Source organism: Pseudomonas sp. B21-031, assembly GCF_024748985.1.
Taxonomy (GTDB): domain Bacteria; phylum Pseudomonadota; class Gammaproteobacteria; order Pseudomonadales; family Pseudomonadaceae; genus Aquipseudomonas; species Aquipseudomonas kermanshahensis.
On the sequence record NZ_CP087181.1, the window covers coordinates 4465341 to 4486188 of the forward strand.

Sequence of the window (20848 nt, forward strand, 5' to 3'; positions counted from 1 at the left end):
TCAGGCCTCTGTGAATTCATTCATCATTTTTTCGATATCACTCAGGCCGTCGTCGCTCAGCGACAGGCCCTGCTCGTCCAGTGCCTGGGCGAACGCACGCAGCTCGGGGTGGGCGAAGATCAGCCGCAGGGGCAGGTCCAGGCCCAGCTCCACGTTGATGCGCGAAACCGCCTGTGCGGCCAGCAGGGAGTGGCCGCCGAGCTCGAAGAAGTTGTCGTTCAGGCCAACCTGGCCGAGGTTCAGCAATTGCGCCCAGATCTGCGCCAGTTGCTGTTGCAGTTCGGTCTGCGGCGCTTCGTAGTCGTGCTGCGGCTGGCTGGGGTCGGGCAGCGGCAGCGCCTTGCGGTCGAGCTTGCCGCTGGGGGTCAGCGGCATGTTCGGCAAGGTCACCAGGTAGGACGGGATCATGTAGTCCGGCAGGCTGGCCTTGAGGTACTGCTTGAGCGCCTGGCGCAGGTCGCCAGTGCTGCCTTCGACAGGCACGGCATAGGCGCACAGCTGCTTGCCACTGGGCAGGTCGATGGCCAATACCGTTGCCTCGCGCACATCCGGGTGCGCGCGCAGGTACTGCTCGATCTCGCCCAGTTCAATGCGGAAACCGCGCACCTTCACCTGGTGGTCAGCTCGCCCGCGATAGGCCAGTTGCCCCTGCTCGTCGTAGTGGCCAAGGTCGCCGGTGCGGTACAACCGGCCTCCGCCGACGGGGTCGAACGGATCGGGAATGAAACGTTCGGCTGTCAGCGATGGGCGTTGGTGGTAACCCCGCGCCAGGCACCCTGCCCCGCCGATGAACAGTTCGCCCGACACGCCGACCGGGGTCGGCGCCAGGCCGTCGTCCAGGGCGTGCAAGGTCCGGCCTGGCAACGCTCGGCCAATCGGCACGCCGCCTGCGCTGATCTGCTCGGGCGTCATTGGCGAGCAATCGAACGTGGTGGCGACCACGGTCGCCTCGGTCGGGCCGTAGGTGTTGAGCAGGCGCACCGCCGGCGGCCCGTCGGCCAGCCAGGCGCGCAGGGCATCCTCCGGCACCGCTTCACCGCCCACGTGGATCTGCTTGAGCCGGCCATAGGCCTCGGGTGCGCGACGCTCCAGGGCCAATAGGCGCCAGTAGGCCGCCGGCAGGTCGGCCACGGTAACCCCGTGGCGGTTGATCTCGTCCACCAGGGTGTTGGTGTCCCACAGCCGCAGGTCGCGCAGCACCACGCAAGCGCCTTGCGCCAGCGGCGGGAAAAACTGCTCGATGAAGCCGTCGAAGCTGAAGGTGGCGAACTGCAGCACACGGTCTTCCGGGCTCAGGCGCGAGTAGTCGCCAGCCACCTGACAGAACACCGACAAGGCATGGTGATCGATGGCCACGCCCTTGGGCATGCCGGTGGAACCGGAGGTGTAGATGACGTAGGCGAGGTTGTGCGGCGCGGCCAGGTTTGGCAGCGGCTCGGCCGGCCAGGCGTGCAGCCACTGGGTGCCGGGTTCGAGCACCACGCAAGGCAGTTGCTTATCCAGCTGCAAGCGCGCCAGCGACGGCGCATCGGCCAGCAGCAGGCCGATGCCGCTGTCCTCGACCATGTACGCCAGGCGCTCTTGCGGGTAGTCCGGGTCCAGCGGCACATAGGCACCGCCAGCCTTGTGAATGGCGATCAACGCCAGCGCCATGCCCAGGCCCCGCTCGACGGCTACACCTACCAGGCGCTCCGGGCCTACGCCCAGGGCACGCAGGCGGTGGGCCAACTGGTTACTGCAGCGGTCCAGCTCGGCGTAGCTCAGTTGCTGGTCGTCGAAAATAAGCGCCACGGCGTCCGGCCGCGCACTTGCCTGGCGTTCCAGCAACTGGTGCGCGCACAGGCCGCTGCTGGCCTGCGGTGCCGGGTTCCAGCCTTGAGTCAGTTGACGGCGCTCAGCGTCGGCCAAGAAGTCCAGCTCGGCGATGCAGCGCTGCGGCTCGGCACAGATGGCTTCGAGCAGCGCTTGCCAGTGCCCGGCCATGCGCTCGATACGCGGGGCATCGAACAGGTCGGTGGAGTAGTTGAACGAGGCCGTTACACCGTCGGAACGTTCCAGGGTGTTGAGCGAAATGTCGTATTGCGCGCCCGGTTCCAGCAGGTCCACTTCCCGGACCTTGAGGCCGTGCAGGGCATCGCTGGACACCTGCTCGCCCAAGTCGCGCAAGTGGTTGTACAGCACCTGGAAGAACGGGTTCACGCCCTGGTCGCGCTCGGGGTACAGGGCTTCGGCGACCTCAAGGAACGGCACGTCCTTGTTGGCCTGGGCCTGCAACGTGGTCTCCTTGATCGCGGCCAGCAGCTGCGGGAACGGCAGGCTGCCATCGACGCCCACCCGCGCCACCACCACGTTGATGAAGAAGCCGATCAGCCCTTCGAGCTCCAGGCGGTTGCGGTTGGTGACGGGCACGCCGATGTTGATCGTATCCTTGCGGCTGTAGCGCGACAGCACGATGGCATAGGCCGCCAAAAAGACATGGAACAGCGTGGCATTGGACGCCACCGCCAATGCCCGCAGACGCTCGGTCAAGGCAAGCGGCAGGCGCACATCGAAGCGGCTGCCCTGGTAGCTTTTGACCTGCGGGCGAATGCGGTCGGCGGGCAGTTCGAGGACTTCGAAGTCGTCTTCCAGGCGCGCCTTCCAATAGTCGATCTGTGCCTGCATCTGCCCCTCGGCCAGCCATTTGCGCTGCCAGGCGGCGAAGTCGGCGTACTGCACCGGCAGCGGTTCGATGGCCCGCACCTGGCCGCTGGCGGCCGCGTTGTAGGCCGCTGCAAACTCGCGTACCAGCAGGCTCATCGACCAACCGTCGGAGACGATGTGGTGCAGGGTCAGCGACAGCAGGTGCTCCTGCGCATGCACCTTGAACAGGCGGGCACGCAGCAGTGGGCCGTGCTCTAGGTCGAACGGGGCGAAGGCTTCGGCCTCGAGCTTGCGCATCTGCGCGGCGTCGTCCTGGCCACTGAGGTCTTCGAAACCGATCGGCACCGAGGCGGCGGGCAGGATGCGTTGCCACGGCAAACCGTTGGCTTCGACGAACACCGTGCGCAGTGATTCGTGGCGCGCCACCAGCGCGTCCAGCGCGGCCTGCACCGCAGCACGGTCGAGGGGGCCTTGCATGCGCACGGCCATTGGCGTGTTGTAGGCCAGGCTTTCGGGGTTGAGCTTCCAGAACAGCCACTGACGGTTTTGCGAGCGGGACACCGGCAGTGGCTCCTCGCGGTCGAGGATCTCGATCTCAAGCCCTGCACCCTGCTCGCCCTCGGCCACGGCCTGGGCGAAAGCCTGCAGGTCGACCGTGTCGAACAGGGTACGCAGCGGGATGTCCAGGCCCAGGTGCTTGCGCACCCGCGATACGGCCTGGGTGGCCAGCAGCGAGTGCCCGCCCAAGGCAAAGAAGTTGTCGCTCAGGCCCACTTTCGGCACCTGCAGCACTTCAGCCCAGATCTGCGCCAGTTGCACCTGCAGCGGGGTCACTGGTGCCTGATAGGCGGCCTGGGTGGCGACCGGCTCGGGCAGCGCCTTGACGTCGACCTTGCCGTTGGCCGTAACCGGCAGTTGCGCCAGCACCATCAGATGGGTCGGCACCATGTGCTCGGGCAGCAGGCCTTTGAGCGTGGCGCGAATCGTGTCCTGCCAAGCTTGGCTGTCTACCGGCATTTGGCTGGGCACCAGCCAGGCCGCCAGCACCGCTTCCGGTGCCTGGCCCTTGACCCGGACCACGGCGTTGGCGACGCCTTCCAGGCCACGCAACTGGTGCTCGATCTCGGCCAGTTCCACCCGGTAACCGCGGATTTTCACCTGGCCGTCCATGCGCCCAGCAAACTGCAGCTCGCCAGCGGCGTTGTGCCGAACCCAGTCGCCACTGCGGTACAGGCGTTCGCCGTGGGCACTATTTGGGTCGGGCACGAAGCGCTCGGCGGTCAGCGCCGGGCGGCCGAGGTAGCCACGGGCAAGGCCGGCGCCGCCGATGTACAGCTCACCCTTGGCCTTGGCCGGCAGTGGCTGCAGGCAGCTGTCGAGCACGTTGACGGTAGCGTTGGCCAGCGGTTGGCCGAGCGACGCCTGATCGTCCAGTTCAGCCACCAGCACGCCGACCGTGGTTTCGGTCGGGCCATAGTGGTTGAACACCTTGAGTGTCGGCGCCAGGGCGCGGATTTTGCCGAGCAGGCCCGGGCTGATGGCCTCACCGCCCAGCACCAGGCACTGGCCAGGCAGTGCCGCGCGACCCGCGACCAACATGGCCTCCAGGTGCGAGGGCACAATCTTGAGGGCGTCCACCTGGTGCTGTGCCAGGTAGGCCGCAAAGCCCTCGGCATCCAACACTTGCTCGCGCAGCATCAGGTGCAAGGTCTGGCCGCCGCACAGGGCGCCGAACAGCATGGTGTGGCCAAGGTCCGCTGCCGGGGTCGAGACTTGCGCCATGCTGCGGATCTGCCCCACCGGCAGGCGCGCGGCGATGCCCTCGACGTAGTTGCCCAAGGCGCCATGGCTGACTGCGACGCCCTTGGGCTGGCCGGTGGTGCCGGAGGTGTAGATCACGTAGGCGAGGTTGGCTGCGGCAGCACTCGGGCGTGGCGTTTTTTGGCTGCGGGCTTGGGTGTGTTCCCACGCCAGTCGGGAAACGCCTTCAGGCAGCTCCGCCTGCCAGTTGCCAGGGGCCAGCACCCGTTGGGTGCCGCTGTCGGTGAGCAAGTAGGCCAGGCGTTCGGCCGGTTGTTCAGGCTCCAGGGGCAGGTACGCGCCGCCCGCCTTGAGCACGCCGAGGATGCTGGCGAGCATGCCGACACTGCGGTCAGCCAGCACGCCGACCAGGGTGTCTGGCTGCACGCCGGCTTCGACCAGCCTGTCGGCGATGGCCTCGGCGCGGGCATCGAGCTCGGCGTAGCTGGCTGCCTCGCCGGCGGCAATCACTGCGGTGCGCGCGGGGTGGCGGCGGGCGGCGTCGGCAAAGCGCTGGTGAACCAGCAGTGGTTCGACCAAATGACCTGGCACACCCCGAGTGGCTGCCAGGCCCGGCAACGGCAACTCGCCCACCGCGCCAGCGGTGTCATCGGCCAGCGCCTGCACCAGGGCCAGCCATTGCTCGCCCAGGGCCTCGATAGTGGCCGCATCGAACACGTCCAGGGCATAGGTGAAGGCCGCATGCAACTGCCCGGCACGCTCGTGGGTATCCAGTGCCAGGTCGAAACGGGCGCTGTGCTTTTCCAGCGTGATCGGCGCCAGGCTCAGCCCGGAGCGGGTCTTGATGGCTTCGACATCCGCCACCTGGGCCTGATGGTTGAACAGCACGCGGAACAGCGGGCTGTCGGTGCTGCGGGGCAGGTCCAAGGCTTCGACCAGTTGCTCGAACGGCAGGTCCTGGTGGCTCTGCGCGCCCACGGCGGTTTCGCGCACGCGCTGCAACAGGCCGGTGATATCCAGCAGCGGGTCGAGCTCGGTGTGCAGCACTTGGGTATTGATGAAGCAGCCGATCAAACCCTGGCTTTCGGCGCGGTTGCGGTTGGCGATGGGCACGCCGACGCGGATTGCGCCCTGCCCGCTGTAGCGCTGCAGCAGCAGCTTGAAGGCCGCCAGCAAAACCATGAACAAGGTAACGTTGTGCCGACGCGCCAGGCCGCGCAGGCGCTCGCCGACATCAGCAGCAATCGGGAATGCGTGGCGAGCGCCGCGGTAGCTTGGCCGGCCGTTACGGGTGCGGTCCAGCGGCAGCTCCAGTGGGGAGTGATCATCGCCCAGGCGCGCCTGCCAGTACGCCAGCTGGCGGTCCTGCTCACCGGCCTCGAGCCAGCTGCGCTGCCACAGGGCGTAGTCACGGTACTGGATCGGCAGGGGCTCGAGTGTGGCTGGGGTGCCGGCCACGGCGGCGTCGTAGAGGTGCAGGAATTCGTCGATCAGCACGTTCATCGACCAGCCATCGGCGACGATGTGGTGCAGGGTCAGCAGCAGGACATGTTCCTGCGCTGCCAGTTGCAGCAGGCGCACGCGCAGCAGCGGGCCGGTGGCCAGGTCAAAAGGCGCCAGGGCCTCTGCTTCGGCAATCGATTCGAGGGTGTGTTGGCGGGCCGCTTCAGCCAGCTCGCTCAGGCAGTCCTGGCGCAATTGCAGCGGGGCCGCGACGGCGTCCACGTGCTGACGCACGTCATCGCCGTCGGCGACAAAGCGGGTGCGCAGGGTTTCGTGGCGGGCGACCAAGGCGTCGAAGGCGTGTTGCAGGGCGCTCAGATCCAATGGGCCATTCAGGCGCACGGCCATTGGCAGGTTATAGGCTGCGCCTTGGGGGTCGAGCTGCCAGAGGAACCACATGCGCCGCTGGGCGTAGGACAACCGGTCACGCTCGTCGACCTCGACACCCGGCGCAATCGGCAGCACCGAGAAGTCCATGCCCTCGCCCTGCAGCGCCTTGAGGAACAGGCGGCGCTTGTCGGGGCTGAGTTCGATGAAACGGCGGGCGAGTTTGAGCGTCTGTTCAGCATTCATGTCGAGCGGTGTCCTGGCAGTCGAGCGGTAACTGTCAGACGAAGGCATGGGGGGCTGATTTAGGGGTTGGGGCTGATAGGTGCATGCCTTGGGTTTTGCAGCGCCGGTGAGATCGAGCGCCGCCCGCGCGGCGCTTCGCAGCACAAGGCTGCTCCTACATCTGTTTCCGGCCAGTAAAGCCTGTGAGAGAGGCGCGCGACCGCCTTGTTTGTTCGACTCGATATCGTGTCAGGCGCCAAGGGTCCGCGCGCTAATGCCTCAGGAATAATTGGCCCGAAACAGATGTAGGAGCAGCCTTGTGCTGCGAAGCGCCGCGCGGGCGGCGCTCGATCTCACAGGCGACAAAACTCCCAAGGCATGCACCTCGTCACCGCCCCACCTGCGAATACCCCTCCGCCATCGCCACCACCACCTTGCGCTTCCCCGTGAACGGCGAACGCGCATGCGCCGCGAGCATGTTGTCGAGCATCAGCACATCATTCTCCAGCCAAGGAAAACGGATGGTGCACTCATCCAATACCCCGCGTACCTCATCAAGCAACGCGTCCTCAATGGCCGACCCATCGCCGTAATACACATTACGCGGCAGGTCCTCTTCCTCGACGATATCCATCAACGACTCCCGCACCTCCGGCTGCAGGTTCGACACATGAAACAGGTGCGCCTGGTTGAACCACACGTCCTCCCCCGTCACCGGATGCCGCGCCACCACCTGGCAGCGTTGGCGTGTGCGCAACTCGCCATCCTCCTTCCAGATGCATTCAATGGCATGCGCACGGCAGTAAGCCTCGACCTGCCGCGGGTCTTCGGTGTTGAACACCTGCGACCATTCCACGTCCAGGCCGTTGCCGTAGTTGCGCACATACATCAGGCCCTTCTCGACCAAGCGCTCGCGGATACGCGCTGGCATCCGCCGATACACCTCGCGGCTGTCGGCAATCGGCGTCTCACCGCCGGTCTCGGCGGGGATCACGCTGTAGAACCAGATCTTCATCGGCCACTCGAGGGTGTAGGCCTGCTCGTTGTGCAGCGGGATGCTCTGGTGCGCCGGGTACTCGGTCGAGGTGTACACGCCTTGGGTCACGTTGCTGCGCGGCGTAGAGCCGAACTCGTAGTTGAGCAGCGGGTGGCCGAACGCGGCGGCGAACTGGCGAAAAGCCTCAGCCCCGCCTACCTGAAACCCCCTGAACAGGATGCCGCCGGCGTGCAGCAGGTGGCGGTCAACCAGCGGTTTCAGCTCGTCAAACGCGTCGAGCAACTCGATGCCGGGCTCCGGCGCGCGCACCAACAGCGGCAGGTCGCCGCGGGCGGCGTCCAGGGGTTCGATCGCAAAGCTCAGCAATTCACTCATGTACCGTCACCTCAAGCCAGGGCCGCCGTGGCGGCGAAAGGGATGCTGCGCCATCAGGGCGCCTGACTAGATGAACGAGCATGCCCGGCAGAAATTCACCCGCGCGAACACACAAGGTAAAGCGAACGCGCGCCGGTTCGTCTGAACGATGTGCACCCTTTTATCGCCCAGGAACCCTACATGACTCGCCAGCTTCTGCTCCTCGCCTTGCTTGCCGCGGCCCCTGCCGTCGCCTGGTCGGCCGAGCACTGTGCCGTGGAAATACACGGCACCGACCAGATGACCTTCGACAAGGCCGAAATCACCATCCCCAAGGCTTGCACGTCGTTCACCGTCACCCTCGCCCACCCTGGCGAAATGCCGAAGAACGTGATGGGCCATAACTGGGTCCTGAGCAGCCAGGCAGACATGCAGGGCGTGCTGGACGACGGCCTGAAGGCAGGCGAGGCACAGGACTACGTGAAGCCAGGCGATACCCGGGTCATCGCCCATACCCGCCTGATTGGCGGTGGCGAAAAAGACAGCGTCACCCTCGACACCCGGTCGTTGAAGGCCGGCACTGCCTACAGCTTTTACTGCTCGTTCCCGTTCCACAGCACCTTGATGAAGGGCACCCTGGCCCTCGGGAGCTGACCCCGCCACGCCGCCCACCTCCACTCCCTCACCGAGATCGCGCTTCATGAAAACGTCTTCCCCCGGGGCCATCCGCGAATTGCTGAACCTGCTCAAACCCTACCGCCCAGCGGTCATCGTCTCGGTGCTGCTGGGCATGGTCGGCGGCCTGGCCGTGACCGCGCTGCTGGCCACCGTCAACCAGGGCCTGCATGCCCCCGATGGCATGAGCCAGGGCGTGATCCTGGCCTTCGCCGGCCTGTGCGTGCTGGCGCTGGTGAGCAGCGTGGCCGCCGACAGTGGCACCAACTACGTTGGCCAGAAGGTCATCGCCCGGCTGCGCAAAGACCTCGGCGCCAAGGTGCTGTCGGCGCCGATCGAGCAGATCGAGCGCTACCGCACCCACCGCCTGATCCCAGTGCTGACCCGCGACGTCGACACCATCAGCGACTTCGCCTTCGCCTTCGCCCCGCTGGCCATCTCGCTGACCACGGTGATCGGCTGCATGGCCTACCTGGCCTGGTTGTCGTGGCCGATCTTCCTCATCACCCTGGTGGCGATCGGCATCGGCAGCGCTGTGCAGTACGTGGCCCGACAAAAAGGCGTGGCCGGTTTCAACGCCGCCCGCGATGCCGAGGACAACCTGCAAAAGCACTACTCGGCGATTGCCGAAGGCGCCAAGGAGCTGCGCATCGACCGCCGCCGCCGCCATGCCATGCTGACCCGCAACATCCAGGGCACCGCCGACTTCATCGCCAACACCCACATCCGCGCCATCAACATTTTCGTGGCAGCCAAGAGCCTCGGGTCGATGCTGTTTTTCGTGGTCATCGGCCTGACCCTGGCCCTGCAGTCGCTGTGGCCGAGCAACGACCCGGCCGTAATGAGCGGCTTCGTGCTGGTGCTGCTGTACATGAAAGGCCCGCTGGAGACGCTGATCGGCAACCTGCCGATTCTCGGCCGCGCGCAAGTGGCGTTCCGCCGCATCGCCGACCTGTCCGAGCGTTTTTCCTCGCCCGAACCGCACCTGCTGCTAGACCAGCCGGTCAGGCACACCGCCCCGGGCAGCGCGCACCTGGAGCTGCACAATGTCGAATACGCCTACCCACCGGTGGACGGCAACGAACCCTTCCGCGTCGGGCCGGTGAACCTGAGCATCGCGCCGGGCGAGATCCTGTTCATCGTCGGCGAAAACGGCTGCGGCAAGACCTCGCTGATCAAGCTGCTGCTGGGCCTGTATACCCCGCAACGCGGCGAAGTGCGCCTGAACGGCAAGGCCGTTGACCCGCAGGGGCTGGACGACTATCGCCAGCTGTTCACCACCGTGTTCGCCGACTACTACCTGTTCGAAGACCTGCCCGAGCACGAGCACAGCCTGCCCAGCGATGCCACGCGCTACCTGGAGCGGCTGGAAATCGCCCATAAGGTGAGCGTGCGCGATGGTGCGTTTACCACCACCGACCTTTCCACCGGCCAACGCAAACGCCTGGCGCTGGTCAACGCTTGGCTGGATGGCCGGCCAGTATTGGTGTTCGACGAATGGGCGGCGGACCAGGACCCGACCTTCCGCCGGGTGTTCTACACCGAGCTGCTGCCGGACCTGAAGCGGCTGGGCAAGACCATCATCGTGATCTCGCATGATGACCGCTACTTCGATACGGCGGACAAGGTGGTGCACCTGAGCCGCGGGAAGGTGGTCGAGGCGCTGGAGCCGGCGTGAGGTAGCGTAGCGCGGGCTTGGCTAGGGGCGGTCACGACAATGGCCGCCCTTTTTTTGCGCTATCTATAATGGCTCTATAATCGATCTATAATTCACTATAAACCCCGAAAAAGGGTCGCCTGCAAGCGCCAGGAACACCTGGCGCTGCGGGCAAATAGCAATCAGAACAACCAGCGGTACAACAGATACGCCACCACCACCGCCAACACTGGCCGCAGAATGCGGTAGGCCTTGGGGTTGGCGCGTTTGAACTGCTTCACGTGGCTGCTGATCTTGTTGCTGAAACGCTTGCTCCAGGCATACGCCTGGTTGATCCCGCCGACGCGCTCGTCGTCGGTGTTCTGCGGCGCGGTGGCGCGACCGAGGAAGGCACTGACCTGGCGGTTGATGCGGGTCATCAGCGGGCTGCTCAGCGGGCGTTCGATGTCGCAGAACAAGATCACGCGGGTGACGTCGGTCTCGTTCTTGACCCAGTGCACGTAGGTTTCGTCGAACATCACGTCCTCGCCGTCACGCCAGGCATACACCTGGCCATCGACGTAGATGCGGCAGTCGTCGGAGTTGGGCGTGGACAAGCCCAGGTGATAGCGCAACGAGCCGGCGAACGGGTCGCGGTGCGGGTTCAGGTGGCTGCCACCGGGCAGCAAGGCGAACATCGCGCCCTTGACGTTGGGGATGCTGCTGACCAACTCGACGGTGCGCGGGCACAGGGCCTCGGCCGACGGCAGCGGTTTGTCGTACCACTTCAGGTAGAAGCGCTTCCAGCCCTTCTTGAAGAACGAACCGAAGCCGGCGTCGTTGTCTTTTTCGGCTGCGCGAATGTAACCCTCGTCGAACAGGCGCATGGCCTCTTCACGGATTTCCTGCCAATTGTCCTTCAGCACATCCAGCTCGGGGAAGCGCTGGCGGTCCAGGTACGGCTTGGACGGCACGCCAGAAAACAGATACATCAAGGCGTTATAGGGGGCGAACAGCGCCGAATGGTTGACGAACTGGCGCAACACAGGCAGGCGCGCCTTGCCGCGCAGGTGCACGAACAGCACGCTGCCGAAAAACACCAGCAGGACACCCGCCTTGGCTGCAAAGGAAAAGGTCATGCAACACTCCTTGGAAAGAAAGCAGGCCTGCGCCGCCTGCTCCCGAAAAAATCATCCGGCCATCATAAACCCATCCCGCCCCAGTAAAAACAACCTGGGCGGGATCTCATTCATGAAGATTCTGCAATAAACCGGATTACCGAGTGTTGCGCCTGATCAGAGGACGAGGCGATTACTGCTGGTTTTCCTGCTCGCTGAACATATCGCTGAACAGCATGCTCGACAGGTAGCGCTCGCCAGAGTCGGGCAGGATTACGACGATGGTCTTACCCTGCATCTCTGGTTTTTCGGCGAGGCGCACCGCCGCCGCCATGGCTGCGCCACAGGAAATACCGCACAAAATGCCCTCCTCCTGCATCAGCCGAATGGCCATGGCCTTGGACTCTTCGTCGGTCACCGTCTCGACCTGGTCGACCATGGAAAGGTCGAGGTTCTTCGGCACGAAGCCCGCGCCAATGCCCTGGATCTTGTGCGGGCTGGGCTTGAGTTCTTCACCGGCCAGGGTCTGGCTGATCAGCGGCGAGGCCACCGGCTCCACCGCCACCGAGAGGATCGACTTGCCCTGGGTCTGCTTGATGTAGCGCGATACGCCGGTGATGGTACCGCCAGTGCCCACACCGGCCACCAGCACATCGACGGCGCCGTCGGTGTCGTTCCAGATCTCCGGGCCGGTGGTCTTTTCATGGATCGCCGGGTTGGCCGGGTTTTCGAACTGGCCTGGCTGGAAGTACTGGGCCGGGTCGGAGTTGACGATTTCGTTGGCCTTCTCGATGGCGCCCTTCATGCCCTTGGCCGGCTCGGTCAGTACCAGTTCAGCACCCAAGGCCTTGAGCACCTTGCGCCGCTCCAGGCTCATCGAGGCAGGCATGGTCAGGATCAGCTTGTAGCCACGGGCGGCGGCAACGAACGCCAGGCCAATGCCGGTGTTGCCCGAGGTGGGCTCGACGATGGTCATGCCGGGCTTGAGCTTACCGCTGCTTTCGGCGTCCCAGACCATGTTCGCGCCGATCCGGCATTTGACCGAGTAGCCCGGGTTGCGCCCTTCGATCTTGGCCAGGATGGTCACCCCACGCGGGGCGATGCGGTTGATCTGCACCAGCGGCGTGTTACCGATGGAATGGGCGTTGTCTGCGTAGATACGGCTCATGGCAGGGGTCCTTGAACATGAAGATGCAGGGAAAGACTTCAAGGGTAAGCCTGCCCCGTTGGCCCGTAAAGCCTGTTCGAACTCCCAGGCGGCGGCTGCGGTCAACCGCACATCCAGCCTAGGAGAACCTTCGATGAAAGGTCGCTACCGCTGGCCGCTGGTCGGCCTGGCCAGCCTGGTCGTGCTGCTGGTGGCCCTGCACCTGGCCCTGCCCTACCTGGTGCGCGACTACCTCAACGACAAGCTGGCCGACATGGGTGACTACCGCGGCCAGGTCGTCGACGTCGACCTGGCCTGGTGGCGCGGCGCTTACCAGATCAACGGCCTGAAGATCGTCAAGACCAGCGGCAAAGTCCCGGTGCCGCTGCTCGATGCGCCTCTGATCGACCTGTCGGTGAGCTGGCACGCGCTGTGGTACGACCGCGCCGTAGTGGCCGAGGTGACCTTCGTGCGGCCAGCGCTGAACTTTGTCGATGGTGGCAGCAAGCAGGCGTCACAAACCGGCCGCGGCACCGACTGGCGCCAACAACTGGAAAAACTGTTGCCGATAACCCTCAACGAAGTACGCATCGAAGACGGCGTGCTGACCTTTCGCAACTTCAACTCCAAGCCACCCGTCAACCTCAAGGCCACCCGGCTCGACGCCAGCATTCGCAACCTGACCAACGTGCGCAACGAAAAAGGCCGGCGCGACGCCAGTTTTAACGCTAATGCCGTGTTGTTCGGGGATGCCAAGGTCGAGAGCCGCGCCACCTTCGACCCGTTCAGCGACTTCGACGACTTCGAATTCCGCCTGCGCGCCACCGACATTCAGTTGCGCAAGCTCAATGACTTTGCCAGTGCCTACGGCAAGTTCGACTTCAATGCCGGGCATGGCGACCTGGTGATCGAAGCCCAGGCTGAGAAAGGCCGGCTTACAGGCTATATCAAGCCGTTGCTGCGCGATGTCGATGTGTTCAACTGGCAGCAGGACGTGCAGAACAAGGACAAGGGCTTCTTCCGCTCGGTGTGGGAGGCGCTCGTGGGGGGCACCGAATCGGTGCTGAAAAACCAGCCGAAAAACCAGTTCGCCACCCGGGTGGAGCTCAGTGGCAGCGTGCACAAGCAGGATGTCAGTGCCTTCGAGGCGTTTTTGCAGATCCTGCGTAACGGCTTTGTCCAGGCGTTCAATGCGCGGTATGAGCAGCCTGCGCCCAAGTCCGACTGAAAGCGCGTGACGGGGCATTCAGGGACTGAATACCCGGTCTGCGTTTGCAGGCGCCGAGCCCCGCGTTATAGTCGGTAACAAATCAAAAATAGGTACTGGCTGTTATGGCCCTATCGCCGGCAAGCCGGCTCCCACAGGGATACCACAGTTCTCGAGGCTTGTGGTGCTCCTGTGGGAGCGGGCTTGCCCCGCGAAAAGGCTGGCCCAGCCACCCGCAGAGGACACTCCCATGAAGTTCGAAGGCACCCGCGACTACGTCGCCACAGACGACCTGAAACTGGCGGTAAACGCGGCCATCACCCTCGAACGCCCGCTGCTGGTCAAAGGCGAACCGGGCACTGGCAAGACCATGCTCGCCGAACAGCTCGCCGCCTCATTCGGCGCCCGCCTGATCACCTGGCACATCAAGTCCACCACCAAGGCCCACCAGGGCCTCTACGAGTACGACGCGGTCAGCCGTCTGCGCGATTCGCAGCTGGGCACCGAAAAAGTCCACGATGTGCGCAACTACCTGAAAAAGGGCAAGCTCTGGGAAGCCTTCGAGGCTGAAGAGCGGGTCATCCTGCTGATCGACGAAATCGACAAGGCCGACATCGAGTTCCCCAACGACCTGCTGCAAGAACTCGACAAGATGGAGTTCTATGTCTACGAAACCGACGAGACCATCAAGGCCAAGCAGCGCCCGATCATCATCATCACCTCGAACAATGAAAAAGAACTGCCCGACGCCTTCCTGCGCCGCTGCTTCTTCCACTACATTGCCTTCCCCGACCGCGCCACGCTGCAGCAGATCGTCGACGTGCATTACCCGAACATCAAGCAATCGCTGGTCAGCGAGGCGCTGGACGTGTTCTTCGACGTGCGCAAAGTGCCGGGCCTGAAGAAAAAGCCCTCCACCTCCGAGCTGGTCGACTGGCTCAAGCTGCTGATGGCCGACAACATTGGCGAAGCGGTGCTGCGCGAGCGTGACCCGACCAAGGCCATCCCACCCCTGGCTGGCGCCCTGGTGAAGAACGAGCAAGACGTCCAATTGCTCGAGCGCCTGGCGTTCATGAGCCGACGCGGCAACCGCTGAGGGGCCGGCCATGCTGCTCAACCTGTTCAACGAAATGCGCGCGGCCAAGGTGCCGGTGTCGGTACGCGAACTGCTCGACCTGCTCAATGCCCTGCAAAAACGCGTGGTGTTTGCCGACATGGACGAGTTCTACTACCTGGCACGGGCGATCCTGGTGAAGGACGAGCGCCATTTCGACAAATTCGACCGCGCATTCTCGGCCTACTTCAAGGGCCTGGAAAACCTCGACCGCCACCTTGAAGCGCTGATCCCCGAAGACTGGCTGCGCAAGGAATTCGAGCGCTCGCTCACCGATGAAGAACGCGCGCAAATCCAGTCGCTGGGTGGCCTGGACAAGTTGATCGAGGAATTCAAGAAACGCCTCGAAGAGCAGAAGGAACGCCACGCTGGCGGCAACAAGTGGATCGGCACCGGCGGCACCAGCCCATTCGGTTCAGGCGGTTTCAACCCCGAAGGCATCCGCGTGGGCGAGGCTGGCAAGCGCCAGGGCAAGGCGGTGAAGGTGTGGGACCAGCGCGAGTACAAGAACCTCGACGACCAGGTCGAGCTGGGCACGCGCAACATCAAGCTGGCCTTGCGCCGGCTGCGCAAGTTCGCCCGTGAAGGCGCTGCCGAAGAGCTGGACATCGACGGCACCATCGACCACACCGCACGCGACGCCGGGTTGCTGAACATCCAGATGCGCCCAGAGCGGCGCAACACCGTCAAGCTGCTGTTGCTGTTCGACATCGGTGGTTCGATGGATGCCCACGTCAAAGTCTGCGAAGAGCTGTTTTCCGCCTGTAAGACCGAGTTCAAGCACCTGGAGTACTACTACTTCCACAACTTCGTGTACGAGTCGGTGTGGAAGAACAACCTACGGCGCACCTCGGAGCGGTTCTCCACCTTCGACCTGCTGCACAAGTACGGCGATGACTACAAAGTGGTGTTCGTCGGCGACGCGGCCATGGCGCCCTACGAGATCACCCAGCCTGGTGGCAGCGTCGAGCACTGGAACGAAGAAGCCGGGTATGTGTGGATGCAGCGCTTCATGGAGAAATTCAAGAAGATCATCTGGATCAACCCGTACCCAAAGCAGGCCTGGGACTACACCGCGTCAACGCACCTGGTGAGGGATTTGATCGAGGACAAGATGTACCCGCTGACCTTGCAGGGGTTGGAGGATGGGATGCGGTACCTGTCTAAGTGATATCGCTTGCACCGGCCTCTTCGCGGGACAAGCCCGCTCCCACAGGTTCAAGTGCAGTCCGGGTGGGATGCTGTTCTCAGGGACAGCACCCTACCTGTGGGAGCGGGCTTGCCCCGCGAAGAGGCCGGTAGCTTCACCGCCAACGGTTCAGATAACCCTGCTGTTCCCGCCAAGCCTCCTCCTGCACCACCGCCCTGAACCGCACCCCCGCCCCCGGCATGCACTGCGCCAATTGCGCCAGCGCCAACGGCGTCAACGCCCCCAGCCGTGGATACCCGCCAATGGTCTGCCGATCATTGAGCAGCACGATTGGCTGCCCATCTGGCGGCACCTGCACTGCGCCAAGCGGAATCCCTTCGGAGATCATCGGCGCGCCCTGGTAAACCAGCTGCGGCCCAAGCAATCGGATCCCCATGCGGTCTGCTCGGCTGTCCAAAGTCCAGTCACTGTTAAACGCCTCGAACAGGCTCATACCGCTGAAATCACCGATCTGCGCGCCCATCACCAGGTCGAGCACAGGCTTTGTCGAATACACAGGCCGCAACGCCCCAGGCACTTCGCGCAAGGCCGGGGATGACCCGGCAAACGTCAGCCCCTGACCTTTGCCAAACGCTTCCCCTCGCCCATCGATACCGCCTAATGCTTCACGTACAACGGTGGCGCAACTGCCTAGCACTGTCTCGGCCTGGAACCCGCCAGGCGCAGCAAGATAAGCGCGTACGCCCTGCTTGGGCTGCCTCAAAGTCAGCCGCCGGCCCTTGGCCAGAGCAAAACTGCGCCAAGGCGCCAGGGGCTGATCATCAACCCGCGCATCCAGGTCGGCGCCAGCCAAGGCCAGCACGCAATCCTGCTCGGCCACCACGCTGAATCCGCCCAGCGCCACCTCGATCACTGGCGCACCCAGCGGGTTACCCAGCAACCAGTTGGCCCAATTCATTGCCACCCAGTCCAGCGCCCCGCCCTGAGTCACGCCAAGGTGGCGCACGCCAAACCGCCCGGCATCCTGCAATTGGCACAGCGCGGTGCTGGCCTCAATCTTCAACTGCGTCATGCCTGCGCCTCCAGCGGGCTGTCATTACCCCCCAACGCCTTGAACTCGGCGTGGGAAACAGCCACGAAACGCACCCGGTCACCCGGTTGCAACAAGCTGTAGCCTTCGCGTTCACGGTCGAACAGACGCACCGGGGTACGCCCGATCAGGTTCCAGCCGCCTGGCGATACCGCCGGGTAAGCGGCGGTCTGGCGCTCGGCGATACCCACGCTGCCCGCCGCCAAACGCTTGCGCGGGGTGTTCAGGCGCGGCGATGCCAGCCGCTCGTCCACCAGCCCCATGAAGCCGAAACCTGGGGCGAAGCCGAGGGCGAATACCGGGTACTCGCGCTCGCTGTGCAGGCGGATCACTTCTTGCTCACTCAGGCCGGTGCGCGCCGCCAATACGGGCAACTCAGGGCCGACACTGGCGTCGTACCACACCGGAATCTCATGCCGACGGCCACCGCTGCCGGTGTCCGGCTGCAGCCCCTCCAGTGCTTGAGTGATCAGCGCCCTCGCCTGCGCAGGCGGCAGATCGAACTGCACCATCAGCGTGGTATAGGAAGGCACCAAGTCCACCAGGTGCTTCCTGAAGGCGGCGCTCAAGCGCTGGCTGGCCGCAAGCATCCACGGCATGTTGGCTTCATCGATGGTGTCGAACAGGCGCACCATCAGGCTGTCGATCGCGACCACTTCAACGCGCACCTTCATACTTGCTCCAGCGCATCGAGGGCCTGGCGGATCTGCCGCACCGCGGCCACTGAACTGTCGTTGTCGCCGTGCACGCACAGGGTGCTGGCGCGCAGGCGCAGCGCGCTGCCATCGTCCGCTACAAGGGTTTCGCCGCGGGCCAGGCGCACGGCCTGTTCGACCACAAGGGCCGGGTCATGGTGCACGGCGCCGGGCAGGCGCCGCGAGACCAGGTGGCCACTGGCGGTGTAGGCGCGGTCGGCGAAGGCCTCGAACCACAGCGGCACGCCAATCTCCTCGCCCAGGGCCTGTGCCGCACTGTCGTCGGCGGTGGCCATGAGCATCAACGGCAAGCCGCTGTCATAGGCCGCCACGGCTTCGAGCACCGCGCGCAGCTTGAGCGGGTCGGCCATCATGTCGTTGTACAGCGCACCATGGGGTTTGACGTAGGCCACCCGGCTGCCAAGTACCTTGCAGATGCCGTCCAGCGCACCAATCTGGTAGTGCAGCAGGTCGCGGATTTCCTCAGGGCTGCAGGCCATGGAGCGGCGGCCAAAGCCGACCAGGTCCGGGTAGGCCGGGTGCGCGCCAATGGTCACGCCATGGGCCAGTGCCAACTCCACGGTACGGCGCATGATGCTGGGGTCGCCGGCGTGGTAGCCGCAGGCGATGTTGGCGCAATCGATAAACGGCATCACTTCGGCATCCAGGCCCATGCGCCAGCTGCCAAAACTCTCGCCCATGTCGCAATTGAGAAGCAGGCGTTCCACCACACAGACTCCCTTGTCGCTGTTCATAGGCCTACCTTACCGCGCCTGAAGGTGTTTGCCGCGTGTTTCCGGCAGGCTGAGCGCTGCCAGAATCACCACGCCGTAGGAGACAGCCGAGAAAACACCAATCCCCAACCCCAGCGGCACCTTTTGGCTAAGCACGCCGATCAGCAAGGGGAACAGTGCGGCGATGACCTTGCCGATGTTGTAGCAAAAGCCCTGCCCCGAGCCACGAATGCGGGTGGGGAACAGTTCGGTCAGGAACGCGCCCATGCCACTGAAGATGCCCGAGGCGAAGAACCCCAGCGGGAAGCCCAGCCAGAGCATGACGCCATCGCTGACCGGTACCTGCGTGTACAGCAGCACGATGATGAACGAGCCCACGGCGAACAGGATGAAGTTCTTCTTGCGGCCCAACAGGTCGGACAGGTACGCGCTGACCACATAGCCGATGTAGGAACCGACGATCACCATCGCCAGGTAGCCCCCGGTACCCAGCACGCTGAGGCCGCGCTCGTTTTTGAGGAAGGTCGGCAACCACGAGGTGATCGCGTAGTAACCGCCCAGCGCACCGGTGGTCAGCAAGGAGGCACGCACGGTCGTCCAGAGCATGCCGGGGGCGAAGATCTCGTAGAAGTGCGACGGTGCTTCGACCGCCTCAGCCGCCTTGGCTTGGCGGTACACCTCCGGGTCCTTGACCAGGCGGCGCACGAAGATCACGAACACGGCCGGCACCAGCCCCAGCAAAAACAGCGCGCGCCAGGCCTGCTCGGCCGGCAGCCAGGAGAACAGCAGCGCGTACAGAATTGCAGTCAGGCCCCAGCCGATGGCCCACCCGGACTGCACCATGCCCACCGCCTTACCGCGGTCCTGGGCGCGGATCACTTCGCCGATCAGCACCGCGCCTGCGGTCCATTCGCCGCCAAAGCCAAAGCCCATCAAGGTACGGGCGATCAGTAGCTGTTCGTAGTTTTGCGCGAAGCCGCAGAGGAAGGTGAAGAACGCGAACCACAGCACCGTGAGCTGCAAGGTGCGGACCCGGCCAATACGGTCGGACAGGATGCCGGCGACCCAGCCGCCGATGGCAGACGCGATCAACGTACTGGTGTGGATCAGCCCAGCCTCGGCGGTGCTGATGCCCCACAGCATGATCAGCGTGGGGATGACGAAGCTGAGCATCTGCGTGTCCATGCCGTCCAGGCCATAGCCGATCTTGCAGCTCCAGAAGGTGCGTCGTTGCTGCTTGTCGATGTCGCGGTACCAGGCGAAAGGCCCGGTCGAAGAAGGTGAAGCGACCTGCTGCTGCACGCCGGTGGGGTTCATGCTTGCCTCGGCTTGTTGGTATTGTTTTATGGGGCGACCTATTGCGTCGCGGCCTGGGCATCATTGTTCAGAGACCGCGCCGGGTGCGTCCAACGAGAAAAACCGCCGGTCTGGAACAAGAAAAACTGATCATGAACCTTCGTTTCCTCGAAACTTTCGTCTGGGTCGCCCGGCTCAAGAGCTTCCGCCTGACCGCAGAAAAGTTGTTCACCACCCAGGCCTCGGTCTCCAGCCGCATCGCCGCGCTAGAAGCCGACCTGGGCGTCAAACTGCTGCTGCGCGACTCACGCGGCGTCAGCCTGACCCCGGAGGGCAGCAAGGTGCTGGAATACGCCGAGCGCATGCTCGACACGGCCAAGGCCATGAAGCAATCGCTGGACAGCGACCGGGCCAAGGTCGGGCGCATCCGCATCGGGGTGATGGACACGGTGATTCATACCTGGATGAGCGCGTTGGTGGCGGCGTTGACCGAGCGCTACCCGCAGGTAGAGATCGAGCTGGTGGCCGATACCGCGCTGAACCTGCGCGAGCAGCTGCAGAAGGGCTTTTTGGATGTGATCCTGCAGACCGACCTGCTGCGTGAACAGTCGATCCGCAGCCTGGACCTGGCGCGTTACCCGATGGGCTGGATCGTGGCCGCAGGCTCGCTCCAGCACCGTGATTACGCCTCACTGGCGGAACTGGGCCGCGAGCGCATCGTGACCTTTTCGAAAAACTCGAGGCCGCACCAGGAGGTGCTCAGCCTGTTGCAAGGCGCCGGGGTGCAAACACCGCGCTTGAACTGCGTGAACTCGGTGGCAGCGATTACCCGGCTATTGCGGGACGGCTTTGCGGTGGGTGCGCTGCCACCGGCCTTGGTGGATGCGGAGCTAAGCTTGGGGGAATTGGTGCTGCTGGAAGGGCTGCAACCACCGCCTAGCCTGGAGCTGGTGGTGGCCTGGCAGACTGGGGTGGCATTGGTGGATGAGGTGGTCGAGGTGTGCCGGCAGGTGCTGGAGCGGTATGCGCAGGATGTGGGTGGGCAACGGATTGTGCTGGTCTAGGGATTATCGCTGCCTTTACCGGCCCTTTCGCGGGGCAAGCCCGCTCCCACAGTGATAGTGCAAAGCTTAAATACTGCAAAACGCTTGTGGGAGCGGGCTTGCCCGCGAAGAG

General features: G+C 64.3%; 14 protein-coding genes. 6 read left to right on the forward strand and 8 right to left on the reverse strand.

All coding sequences use genetic code 11. The annotated features are described in order from the left end of the window. Window positions 1-6480: a non-ribosomal peptide synthetase gene (locus LOY53_RS19840; RefSeq protein WP_258703170.1), complete on the reverse strand. Its 6480-nt coding sequence runs from the start codon at window positions 6478-6480 to the stop codon at window positions 1-3. 367 nt (window positions 6481-6847) lie between these two features. Next, complete coding sequence (locus tag LOY53_RS19845; RefSeq protein WP_252825407.1) at window positions 6848-7831, reverse strand: TauD/TfdA family dioxygenase; 984 nt, start codon at window positions 7829-7831, stop codon at window positions 6848-6850. A 180-nt stretch (window positions 7832-8011) separates the two neighbouring features. Here LOY53_RS19845 and azu point away from each other — a divergent pair, with 180 nt between their 5' ends. Beyond that, a complete protein-coding gene (gene azu / locus LOY53_RS19850) occupies window positions 8012-8464 on the forward strand; it encodes an azurin (protein ID WP_252825409.1) in 453 nt (150 codons plus the stop codon). Window positions 8465-8510: 46 nt separating this feature from the next. Next, on the forward strand, window positions 8511-10163 hold the full coding sequence (locus LOY53_RS19855; RefSeq protein WP_252825410.1) for a cyclic peptide export ABC transporter: 1653 nt from the start codon (window positions 8511-8513) through the stop codon (window positions 10161-10163). Window positions 10164-10324: 161 nt separating this feature from the next. On the opposite strand, the gene LOY53_RS19860 is transcribed toward LOY53_RS19855, so the two are convergent. Together LOY53_RS19860 and cysK are read right to left on the reverse strand one after the other, a co-directional pair. Then, window positions 10325-11260, reverse strand: a complete 936-nt coding sequence (locus LOY53_RS19860; protein WP_027594588.1) for an aspartyl/asparaginyl beta-hydroxylase domain-containing protein — start codon at window positions 11258-11260, stop codon at window positions 10325-10327. Window positions 11261-11432: 172 nt separating this feature from the next. Then, on the reverse strand, window positions 11433-12407 hold the full coding sequence (cysK, locus tag LOY53_RS19865; RefSeq protein WP_027594589.1) for a cysteine synthase A: 975 nt from the start codon (window positions 12405-12407) through the stop codon (window positions 11433-11435). 133 nt (window positions 12408-12540) lie between these two features. Between cysK and LOY53_RS19870 the strand changes: the two genes are divergently transcribed. From LOY53_RS19870 to LOY53_RS19880, 3 genes are all read left to right on the forward strand, one after another. After that, on the forward strand, window positions 12541-13614 hold the full coding sequence (locus tag LOY53_RS19870; RefSeq protein ID WP_252825412.1) for a DUF748 domain-containing protein: 1074 nt from the start codon (window positions 12541-12543) through the stop codon (window positions 13612-13614). 229 nt (window positions 13615-13843) lie between these two features. Further along, on the forward strand, window positions 13844-14689 hold the full coding sequence (locus LOY53_RS19875) for a MoxR family ATPase (RefSeq protein WP_027594591.1): 846 nt from the start codon (window positions 13844-13846) through the stop codon (window positions 14687-14689). A 10-nt stretch (window positions 14690-14699) separates the two neighbouring features. Next, window positions 14700-15878, forward strand: a complete 1179-nt coding sequence (locus LOY53_RS19880) for a VWA domain-containing protein (protein WP_027594592.1) — start codon at window positions 14700-14702, stop codon at window positions 15876-15878. A 133-nt stretch (window positions 15879-16011) separates the two neighbouring features. On the opposite strand, the gene LOY53_RS19885 is transcribed toward LOY53_RS19880, so the two are convergent. From LOY53_RS19885 to LOY53_RS19900, 4 genes are read right to left on the reverse strand one after another with little or no spacing between them, the layout of a single operon-like run. Next, window positions 16012-16929 carry a biotin-dependent carboxyltransferase family protein gene (locus LOY53_RS19885; protein WP_258703171.1) on the reverse strand — a complete coding sequence of 306 codons (918 nt, stop codon included), beginning with the start codon at window positions 16927-16929 and terminating at the stop codon, window positions 16012-16014. Beyond that, window positions 16926-17621: a 5-oxoprolinase subunit PxpB gene (pxpB, locus tag LOY53_RS19890; RefSeq protein ID WP_258703172.1), complete on the reverse strand. Its 696-nt coding sequence runs from the start codon at window positions 17619-17621 to the stop codon at window positions 16926-16928. Before pxpB ends, LOY53_RS19885 begins: the two co-directional genes overlap by 4 nt. After that, complete coding sequence (locus tag LOY53_RS19895; RefSeq protein ID WP_252825418.1) at window positions 17618-18397, reverse strand: 5-oxoprolinase subunit PxpA; 780 nt, start codon at window positions 18395-18397, stop codon at window positions 17618-17620. The genes pxpB and LOY53_RS19895 overlap by 4 nt, the downstream gene beginning before the upstream one ends. 9 nt (window positions 18398-18406) lie before the next feature. Next, a complete protein-coding gene (locus tag LOY53_RS19900) occupies window positions 18407-19693 on the reverse strand; it encodes an MFS transporter (protein ID WP_099455040.1) in 1287 nt (428 codons plus the stop codon). A gap of 131 nt (window positions 19694-19824) precedes the next feature. Here LOY53_RS19900 and LOY53_RS19905 point away from each other — a divergent pair, with 131 nt between their 5' ends. After that, on the forward strand, window positions 19825-20736 hold the full coding sequence (locus LOY53_RS19905; protein WP_252825420.1) for a LysR family transcriptional regulator: 912 nt from the start codon (window positions 19825-19827) through the stop codon (window positions 20734-20736). The last annotated feature ends 112 nt before the right edge of the window (window positions 20737-20848 follow it).